We start from the raw sequence: 9,656 nt of genomic DNA on the forward strand, positions 1-9,656 counted from the left end.
CACTTTTTAAAACTGGTCTGATGTGTTGATTTTAAAAAAGTAACTGTTGATGGAAAATAATAATGAGTAATAAATCTGCACTTGTACAAACATGGCATAAATTTAAGCGCCTACCTTTTGGGAATTGGCTTTTTACTAAAGCTGTTTGCTTTAAAGCGCCATATTTTGGTTCGATGAAACCTTACGTACTCGATTTGAGAGAGGGCCATTGTAGTGCGGTGGTTAAAAATCGTCGCAGCGTTCATAATCATATTGGAACTATTCATGCTATTGCGCAGTGTAATTTAGCTGAATTGTGTGCAGGTGTAATGGTTGATGCAACAGTGCCAGTTAAAACACATCGTTGGATCCCAAAAGGGATGACAGTGCAGTATTTAGCTAAAGTAGACACTGATGTAACTGCAATTGCAGAGATTGATTTACCGCATAAATGGATAGATAAAGAGGACCTAGTAGTACCGGTTAAACTTTATAATACCCGCGATGAACTCGTATTCACCGCTGATATTACTATGTATATTACAGAGAAGAAATAATGAACAGTCAACTGAGTTGATTTAGTTTTTATCTGTGGCTTGTTTATTTACAAACGACAAGCCGCTGTCGTCTTCCTCTAACAACATTTTAACTTCACTGACTGGTTTTAATTCTTCACTAATAAGCTCAATTGCATCTTTTTCAAAACGTTGCTTTAAACTACCTTCAATAATCGCACCGGCATCTATGCTTAAGGTATCGTGGAATACATCGCCATGAACATGTGCGCCGCTTTTAACATTTACTTCACTGGCGTTTATTGAGCCAATAACTTTGCCTTTTACAATTACATTTTGTGCTTCAACCATGCCTTCAATAATACCTGTTGAGCCAATAACTAAATGCTTTACTTTAATATCACCATCAATACGACCATCTAATTGTACTTCACCTTGGCTAACTAAGGTGCCTGTGAGACGAACATCTTGTGAAATAATCGAGGGAGTGTTATTTACTCTTTTTAAACTAGAGCTTCCTGGTTTTTGTTTCTTTCTACCGAACATGAGAAAGCGCCTTTGTTATTTTTAGAGGATTAACATGTTTGCCATCAAGTAATACTTCATAATGCAAGTGAGTACTGGTACTTCTACCGGTGCTCCCCATTAAACCTATTACATCATTTTTAGTAATTAGTTGACCTTTCTTTACTTTAATCTTATTTAAGTGGCCAAAACGAGTCACAAGGCCATTTTTATGTTCAAGCTCAATAAAGTTACCATAACCACCGTTGCGGCCGGCTCTGAGAACTATAGCGTCAGCAGGGGCAAAAATTTCGGTTTTATGCCAACCAGCTAAATCGACTCCTTTATGAAAGGCTCGACGATTATTCATAGGATCTTTGCGAAGACCAAAACTACTTGAAATGTAATAATTTGCAGCAGGCAAAGGTAAAGAATTCGGAAGCTCTGTTAAAAAGCTCTCAAGGTTATTTAATAAGAGTAGTTTATCGGCAATAAGTAAAAATTGGGTCGGAATTTTTGTTTCATCAAAAACATCAAGTGGGCCACCTTGTGCTGTTTTTTGTTCGCTTAGTGCCAAATGTTGTTTAAGTGCCGATTCAAGCCCTGCGCCTTTAAGCATTGCTAAAATATCGTCGTGTCGTTTATTTATTTGGCTATCAAGTAATGCAAAGTTTTTTTGATAAGCTTGTGCTAAATGTTGGTATCTTGCTGAAAAAGTAAGCGGGGTGACTAAGTTCACTTGCTTATTGTTTGGCTCTTCATCAAGTAGTGGAGCATGAAATTCTTCTTTTCGTTCACTAATTGGTGACTCGAGATTACTATCAAGCTGTATTGAATCTTTGCTAATCGAGGCTGGTAATGACTCTATCATGCTTTGCAATAAAGCCTGTTTTTGTTCAAGAATAGCCAGCTGTTCTAACTGATTTGTATAAAGTGCATTTTGTTCGCTGACTTTTTTCTGCCAAAGTAGTTGTTTATTCAATTGGTTTTGCTGGATGTTGGAAATTTTGTTCGTTTGTGAATAAACACGTAATGTAGAAATACTGATCCAAGCTAAAGTAGCAAAAACAAGTACTGCAACAGTAAGCTGAACCCAAGACGGCAAAACAACATGCTTAACTTCACCATTTTGGCGAATAAGTAACTGACGGGCTGGAAATGTTTTTTGATAAAAAGACTTTATAAATACTGACATGGCATATAAACATTGGCTATTAACCGAATTAAGATAGCAATTTGAGTTAAAAAAGCCAGAGAAAAATTGTAACTGTTCAAAAATTAATAAAAAAGGGCTGCTTTTAGTAAGCAGCCCTTTTATTTAATACTCGTATTATTTTGTAGGCAGAACTGTACTCTCTACAGAGCCAAAACCTATACGTGCATAGCCTTCTTTTTCACACCAGCCACGCATAATAACGTTATCGCCATCTTCTAAAAAGCTGCGTTGTTCGCCATTACTTAGCGTAATTTTTTCTTTGCCACCACGAGAAAGCTCAAGTAATGAACCTGCTTCTTCGTGCGTTGGACCTGACTGAGTGCCCGAACCTAGCATGTCACCTGGCATAAAGTTACAGCCATTCACTGTGTGGTGTGTAACCATTTGTGCCACAGTCCAGTAAGAGTGCTTAAAGCTAGATGTTGATACGCGCGTTGGGTTATGGCCTTCGCTACGCATTTTTTGCGTTTGAATTTTAACATCCATTTGAATATCAAAAGCACCTTGGTCGCGATTCGCTTTTGATTCTAAATAGTCCATAGGCTGTGGATCGTTTTCATCACGTGTCCAGCTTGTTCTGTAAGGCGCTAATGCTTCGGTTGTTACAATCCAAGGCGATACAGTTGAGGCAAAGTTTTTAGCTAAAAATGGACCAAGCGGTTGGTATTCCCACGCTTGCAAGTCACGTGCTGACCAATCGTTAAATACACAAAAGCCAAATACGTGGTTTTCAGCATTTTCGATAGCGATTGCATCGCCCAGTGCATTGCCTTTACCTAAGTAAATACCCAGCTCTAGTTCGTAATCAAGGCGTTTACACGGACCGAATGATGGCACTTCTGCGTCTGGCGCTTTAGTTTGGCCTTTAGGGCGATGAAATGTTTGACCCGATACGTCAATAGATGAAGAGCGACCATGATAACCAATAGGTACCCATTTATAGTTAGGTAGTAATGGGTTATCAGGGCGAAACAAACTACCCACAGCAGTAGCATGATAAATAGAAGTGTAAAAGTCGGTGTAATCACCGATGCGACAAGGCAAAGAAAACTCTATATCAGACTGTGCAACCAATGTATCGCTAAGCGCTTGTTGGTGCTCAGAGCCTGCTCTTAGTGCTTTTGAAAGGGCCAAACGAAGGGCTGACCAATACTGCTTCCCTAAACCCATAAATGTATTTAAGGTAGTTTCACTTGCTGCATCTGCGGCTGTTTTAGCGTCACCTTTTAAAACGTTTAATTTACTTAGTTTTGCTAAATCGATTACTTGGTCACCAATTGCAACACCACCACGAAAGGCCTCATCAGACCCTTTACGACGAAATTCTGCAAACGGTAAGTTTTGAATCGGGAAGTCGCAATTATCAACATTAGCTGATTCTACCCAGCTGGTTAAACTAATATCGTGGGTTTCGTTAATTAGGCTCATTACATTTCCTTTGGATTTTACTGTATGGCGACAAGGTATAGTTTATTTAATCATACTTGTACTTGGCGCCATACTTTTTAAATATTAAAACGACAAAAAGCAGCGAAGTTCGCTGCTTTTAATTTACTCAAATATTTTATAAAACGCCGCGACGCTCTTGGTCACGTTCGATTGATTCAAATAATGCTTGGAAGTTACCTTCACCAAAGCCACCATCATCAACGCGTTGGATCATTTCTATAAAGATTGGACCAAATAAGTTTTTAGAGAAAATTTGTAATAAATAACAATTTTCACTTTGGCTATCTACGAGTATCTGATGCTGACGAATTTTTTCTTTATCTTCAGCAACCCAAGGTACACGGTCAAAAATTGTATCGTAGTACTCTGGGATAATATCTAAAGTAGCAATTGTTGATTTATCAAGCTTATCAAGAGAGCTTACTAAGTCATCTGTTAAAAACGCTAAATGTTGAACGCCTGGGCCGTTGTACTCACCAAGGTATTCGTCAATTTGGTTGTTATCGTTACCTTTACCTTCGTTTATTGGAATAGAGAAGGTGCCACAAGGTGATTTTAGTGCATAGGAGATAAGCGCTGTTTTTTGACCTTTAATGTCAAAGTAGCGCACTTCAGTAAAACCAAATACGTCTTTATAAAAGTTAGCCCATTTTTCCATGGTGCCTTTATAAACGTTATTGGTTAAATGATCGATTCGGAGAAAGCCTTTATCTTCTAAAACATTTTGCGTTTCTAAGTCTTCAAAATCACTTTCATAAATAGTGCCTTTGTCGCCAAATTGTTCAATAAAGTAAATTAGGCTATCGCCAATACCATAAATTGCAGGGTAGGGCATATTTTTATGCGTTGAGTCGGTCGCTGGTTTTGCACCACGCTCTACTGCAGTTTCAAATGCTTTTTGCGCATTCTCAACACGCCAACCCATTGAACAAATAGCAGGACCATGGCTTTTAGCAAATTCTGCAGAAAAACCTTCACGCTCGTTATTCAGTAAAAAATGAATATCGTTTTGGTTGTAATAAACAATGTCTTTACCTTTGAATTTTTTAAGCTTAGAGAAGCCAAAATCAGTAAATACTTTATCCATATAATCAGCATCAGGTGTTGCGTACTCGGTAAATTCAATACCGACTAAACCTAAATAGTTATTTACTTCACTCATTATTATTACTCCCGCAATTAAGCACTGCGATTATGTGTTGTTGTAATATTGCAGTAGATAATCAACCAGATTTTTAATTTGGGGAAGAGGAGGGCGCTATTTAGTGTCTAATGCATGTGTAAATTTTATAGGACGGTTATTATAAAGTTACCTGTTTGTAATACAGTTAAGTAAAATGAAGTTATATGGTATAAATTCAAGTGGGAGTGCTTGTTTTTAAGTTATTGTATTTAAATACTAAAAAGGAGGTTTAACCTGCGTTAAACCTCCTTTTATAATTAATAAGCAAAAGCTTTTTCGTACTTAATTGTTTACACTTTGAGAGGCGTTGCCAAAAAACTTGTTTCGCTGCTCTAGCCATGGGTTAGTTTTTATTGCTGGAGCTGCTTTGTAGTGACGTTCAATTGTTTGGTTTAAAGTACGTGTAGATTGCTCAAATGTTAATTTTTGTTGTGCAGCGCCCATACGCTTAATTTCATCTCGGGTCATAGCACGGCCAGCATAAAGCAATGCATTCAAGTAACCCGCTACGGTTTCAAAATTATTATCGGTAAATAAAAGCACCGTTTTATTGAGTGCCCATTGACGGTCAATTTCGCCGTCTTCTTTAACGCCAGCTAATTCACCATCAATGTATACTTCAAATACCCCATTTGTAGGTGCTGTGTAGAAAACAAATGCGACACGGTGCCATGCTTCTGCCTGAGTATTACTAAAGTAGCCACTGTCGCTTGTTGATTTACCATAACCACCACTTGGGTCTATAAATATGTCAGCATCGTCATCCAGATAATTGGTTGTTTCTGCTTGCATTATTGCACGATAAATATCTTTGCCTTCTGAAGGCCAATATAAATCCATAACAAGTGTGTAGTCAGATACCATTCCTTCGTTTGCAAAATCACCATTTACAGGGGTGTTTAATTCAATTAATAAGCCTTCTGTCGGGGAGTGGCGCGAAAATGCCATTACACCCGAAGGGCCGTCAGTTAAATCATCAATATTTAACTGAGTGGTGGTGTTATATTGGGTTTCATCAGTGCCCCAATTGGTTTCATTTGGATCGAAATAGTTAAGTACTGAAGGCCCAAAATCAGCCGCTAACGGATTGTTAGCATCCTCAAAATTCCATACAGTTACATTTGCTACATTACTGCACGAGTAAAGCTCAGTGCCGGTATCCAAATGTAGGCATTGACTTGTTCTAAATCGAGCATATTTATCAAGTAGCCACCAAGCTTCGGCTATTGGCTCTATGTTTGAGAATGTCACACTATTAAAAAATAAATCAGGATTTAAAGCCGCGCCTTTAAATAGCGCAACTTCGTAATTATTTGTGGGTTGTATATCTTCAGGTTTAAGTAAAAACCAATCAGGTTGACTGGCAAACATCGCTGCTAAGTCGCTTCCCGATACTGTTACCTTATAGATAGAGTTAAACCCAGGCGTATTTGATGGCTGCCTTTCTACATAAAAAGCTTTATGAAAATCTTCTTGGGTAAGCGCGCCCGGTGTCCAGCGTTTTTGTACTAGCTCAGGATTTAAAAGCGCTGCGCTTATTGAGCTTGAATGCTTTGCAGCTAAGGCGGTTATTTCAGCTAATTGTAAAGTAGTTGGATAATTTTCTGAAATAGTTATTTCTGTTTCAGCATCAGGAGCATAACGACCCATAATTTCATCAATAGCTTGTTTAGTCGTTTCATCTCGTTCATTAATAGAGTCGGTTTCAATTGTTTTGTAATAAACAACCGGAGATGATTTATCCGCTAAATCAAAATCAAGCGTTAAATCAGTAATCCCTTTAGCGTAAAAATCTGGCTGAATAACAATCGCGCCGTTGTCTAATGTCTCGAAACTTTCACCACCATGCGTGTGGCCGCCAAGCACTAAATCAATGCCTGCGACGTTAGTTGCCATATCAGTATCAAGACCGACACCTAAATGGCTCAGCATGATCATATAATCTACGTCGTCACGATATTGACTAACAATGCTTTGCGCCACTTGTTGCCATTGCCAGCTCATTTTAAATTGTTTTATGAAATCAGGGATTGGTTCATCTTCAATTGGTTCATCAAGTTCATTCCATGGCACAGAAGTCATACCAAACAAACCTAAAGTGACACACCCTACTTGTACTTTTGCAAATCCAACGCCTGCAAAATCTTGTAGTTGCTCACCTTCATACAGTGTATTACTCGCCAGTACGATGGCATTCTCGTCTTGTGAATAACTTAATAGTTTTTCTGGGCCCCATGCGTAATCATGATTTCCAACAACACGGACATCAAATTGCATTGCTTTAATTGCTTCTTCTGTTGCAGTACCTTGTGATAGTTGCTCTGCAACGGTGCCTTTTTCATAGTCGTCACCACCATTTGTAAATAAGGTATGAGGAGTTTGGCTTGCTACTTGGTTGTAGTAGGCTTTAATACGGCTGAAATATTGCTCTTGGTAGCCAAAGCGAGCATGTAAATCGGCAACATGCACAAACCTCACTGATTGTTTAGTGGCACTCGCATCACAAGTTGGACCTATATTGGCAAAGGTTTCATTACGCTGCATTTGTATTGCGTAGGTGCCTAATGTGTTCACTTGCGCGCTAACGAAGCCATCTAACACGGTTGAGTTTTCGATTATGTCCCATGTATTGGTTGATAGTTTTGCTATAAAGAGTTGCCCGCCTAATGCATAGTCCACAGGGATTTTTATTGTAATAGTGATGGGGGTAATTAAAGTCAGCGAGTTTGGTGTAAGACTATGTAAATCTGAAACTATATTTTGTTGCTCATTTGCTTCATCTAATAGTGTTTTCTCGTAAGTAAGCTCTGTATTACTAGAAGTCGCACCAGCAGGAGCGGTTAGTATAAAATTACCTTCATCTAATGTCGTGTCTAAACCAGTCGAGCTTGATAATGTTAATGTACTTGGCTCTGGTTCAACTGGGTTGTTTGGATTGAGTGTAACCTCGTCACTGGAGCCGCCACAGGCTGATAAAAGCATAATTAAAAATGCTAAAATTGTGGCACGTAATATCGTTAACGATTGCATATGCAGCTGTTCCCTGAGTCTATTCTCTAATCAATCAGGCTATAATATCAGTTAACGGTGGTGCTGCAAAGTTGAATAAAAAAATCCCTCATAGCGGTTATGAGGGATTGGTTTTTAGCTATATTATTTAAAAAACAATTAAGAAGCTTTTTCTTCTAGCCCTTGTTTTTCCCATACTTTAGCTTTAAATGTCATGAGTACTAAAACAACACCAACACCAATGCTAAATAATGCAATTTGTAGGTATAGGTTAGGGATTTCTTGGACATTATTCGGATCGAAATTACCAGCAAGTAAACCTGCGATGATGTTACCGATCGAGTAAGTTAATACAAATACACCCATCATTTGACCAGTGTAACGTTTAGGCGATAGTTTACTTACCGCACTTAATGCTACAGGGCTTAAACAAAGCTCACCTACTGTATGTAAAAAATAGGTAGTAACAAGCCAGTAAGGCGCTACTTTTAAGCCTTCAGCAGCGTAATGAGCCGCCATAAACATAACTAAAAAGCCTGACGCCATGATAATTAAACCAAGCGCACACTTAACGCTGTAGCTAGGTGATACTAGACTTTTAGATAAATTAATCCAAAGCGCTGCAAAAAATGGTGATAGGGCAATAATAAACAGCGAGTTTAACGATTGAAACCACGTTGTAGGGATTTCAAAAGTACCAATAAGGCGGTCAGTATAATCGCGTGCAAATAAGTTTAATGATGAACCTGCTTGTTCAAAACCAGACCAAAAACATGCTGATGCAATACATACTAAAAATAGCGCCCACATTCTTTGTTTTTCAGCATCAGTTAATTTACCTGTAAAGTAAATAACACCAAAATAAACAAAAAAGATAATAGTGAATACAACAGCTACGTATCCTGCAACCACTGTTGGATTGACTACAATTGCGCCGGTCATTGCAGCTGTAGTCACTGCTGCAGCTATAATTACAAACGCAGCAATACCACCCCATGCGCGGGAAGTACCTTTAGGGCCTAATGGGTTGGCTGGTAAAACGCTATGCTCTGGCAAGTTATTAAGTGAGCGCTTATATTGCACTAAACCAATAGCCATACCAACAGCTGCTGCGCCAAACGCCCAGTGCCAGCCTACGTTTTCCATAAAGTAACCACAAACGTAGTAACCAATCAAAGAACCTAGGTTAATACCCATGTAGTAAATAGCGTAACCACCATCACGACGTTCGTCGGCATCACTGTATAACTGGCCAACCATTGCGCTGATATTTGGTTTTAATAAACCAGTACCCGTCGCTACAAATATTAAGCCAATAAAAAATGAATAATCATGTGGAACTGCCAAAATAATATGGCCACACATAATAATAATACCGCCATACCAAACCGCTTTTTGACCACCGAATAGTCTATCGGCTAGCCAACCGCCAGGTAAACCTAAAAAGTATACTGCGCCTGTGTATAAACCATATATTGCAGCAGCTGATGCAACGGTAAAGCCAAGGCCTTCTTGTTGTAAGCTTGCCGTCATAAACAATACGAGCATAGCTCGCATACCGTAATAACTCATTCGTTCCCACATTTCAGTGAAGAACAATGTCGAAAGTCCTTTAGGGTGGCCAAACCAGCCACTATCTGGAGCTGAACTCATATTTACTTCCTAACTTTAAGAATTGTTGTAATGGCCTTATAATTTTTTGCTTTAGCTATTTTAGTATTTGTATTTACTAGAATGCTCGACCATCAGTATAGTATTTGTAGCTAAGATAATGATTTGCTATAGGGTAATAACACCACAA

General features: G+C 38.7%; 7 protein-coding genes. 1 reads left to right on the forward strand and 6 read right to left on the reverse strand.

All coding sequences use genetic code 11. The features are described from left to right. Positions 1–62: 62 nt before the first annotated feature. Entirely contained in the window at positions 63–536 is a 474-nt protein-coding gene (locus AC0VZ4_RS05705; RefSeq protein WP_342865467.1) for a hotdog fold domain-containing protein, read from the forward strand. 21 nt (positions 537–557) lie between these two features. Here AC0VZ4_RS05705 and AC0VZ4_RS05710 read toward each other — a convergent pair whose 3' ends face one another. The 6 genes from AC0VZ4_RS05710 to AC0VZ4_RS05735 all read right to left on the reverse strand — a co-directional run bounded on the left by AC0VZ4_RS05710 (position 558) and on the right by AC0VZ4_RS05735 (position 9,508). Beyond that, positions 558–1,040, reverse strand: a complete 483-nt coding sequence (locus AC0VZ4_RS05710) for a bactofilin family protein (RefSeq protein WP_033031527.1) — start codon at positions 1,038–1,040, stop codon at positions 558–560. Further along, positions 1,030–2,193: a M23 family metallopeptidase gene (locus AC0VZ4_RS05715; protein ID WP_475441161.1), complete on the reverse strand. Its 1,164-nt coding sequence runs from the start codon at positions 2,191–2,193 to the stop codon at positions 1,030–1,032. The genes AC0VZ4_RS05710 and AC0VZ4_RS05715 overlap by 11 nt, the downstream gene beginning before the upstream one ends. 135 nt (positions 2,194–2,328) lie before the next feature. Continuing rightward, positions 2,329–3,642, reverse strand: a complete 1,314-nt coding sequence (gene fahA / locus AC0VZ4_RS05720; RefSeq protein WP_342862941.1) for a fumarylacetoacetase — start codon at positions 3,640–3,642, stop codon at positions 2,329–2,331. Between the two features lie 136 nt (positions 3,643–3,778). Beyond that, positions 3,779–4,825 carry a 4-hydroxyphenylpyruvate dioxygenase gene (gene hppD, locus AC0VZ4_RS05725; protein WP_475441162.1) on the reverse strand — a complete coding sequence of 349 codons (1,047 nt, stop codon included), beginning with the start codon at positions 4,823–4,825 and terminating at the stop codon, positions 3,779–3,781. Between the two features lie 303 nt (positions 4,826–5,128). Then, complete coding sequence (locus tag AC0VZ4_RS05730; protein ID WP_475441163.1) at positions 5,129–7,876, reverse strand: metallophosphoesterase; 2,748 nt, start codon at positions 7,874–7,876, stop codon at positions 5,129–5,131. A gap of 138 nt (positions 7,877–8,014) precedes the next feature. Beyond that, positions 8,015–9,508 carry a peptide MFS transporter gene (locus AC0VZ4_RS05735; protein ID WP_475441164.1) on the reverse strand — a complete coding sequence of 498 codons (1,494 nt, stop codon included), beginning with the start codon at positions 9,506–9,508 and terminating at the stop codon, positions 8,015–8,017. Positions 9,509–9,656 lie beyond the last annotated feature (148 nt).

The organism is Pseudoalteromonas sp. QJM3NY_22, assembly GCF_056173065.1.

Coding starts and splice junctions, on each gene's coding strand:
- AC0VZ4_RS05710 (WP_033031527.1), bottom strand. CDS start 1,040: ATGTTCGGTAGAAAGAAACAAAAACCAGGAAGCTCTAGTTTAAAAAGA.
- hppD (WP_475441162.1), bottom strand. CDS start 4,825: ATGAGTGAAGTAAATAACTATTTAGGTTTAGTCGGTATTGAATTTACC.
- AC0VZ4_RS05735 (WP_475441164.1), bottom strand. CDS start 9,508: ATGAGTTCAGCTCCAGATAGTGGCTGGTTTGGCCACCCTAAAGGACTT.
- AC0VZ4_RS05715 (WP_475441161.1), bottom strand. CDS start 2,193: ATGTCAGTATTTATAAAGTCTTTTTATCAAAAAACATTTCCAGCCCGT.
- fahA (WP_342862941.1), bottom strand. CDS start 3,642: ATGAGCCTAATTAACGAAACCCACGATATTAGTTTAACCAGCTGGGTA.
- AC0VZ4_RS05705 (WP_342865467.1), top strand. CDS start 63: ATGAGTAATAAATCTGCACTTGTACAAACATGGCATAAATTTAAGCGC.
- AC0VZ4_RS05730 (WP_475441163.1), bottom strand. CDS start 7,876: ATGCAATCGTTAACGATATTACGTGCCACAATTTTAGCATTTTTAATT.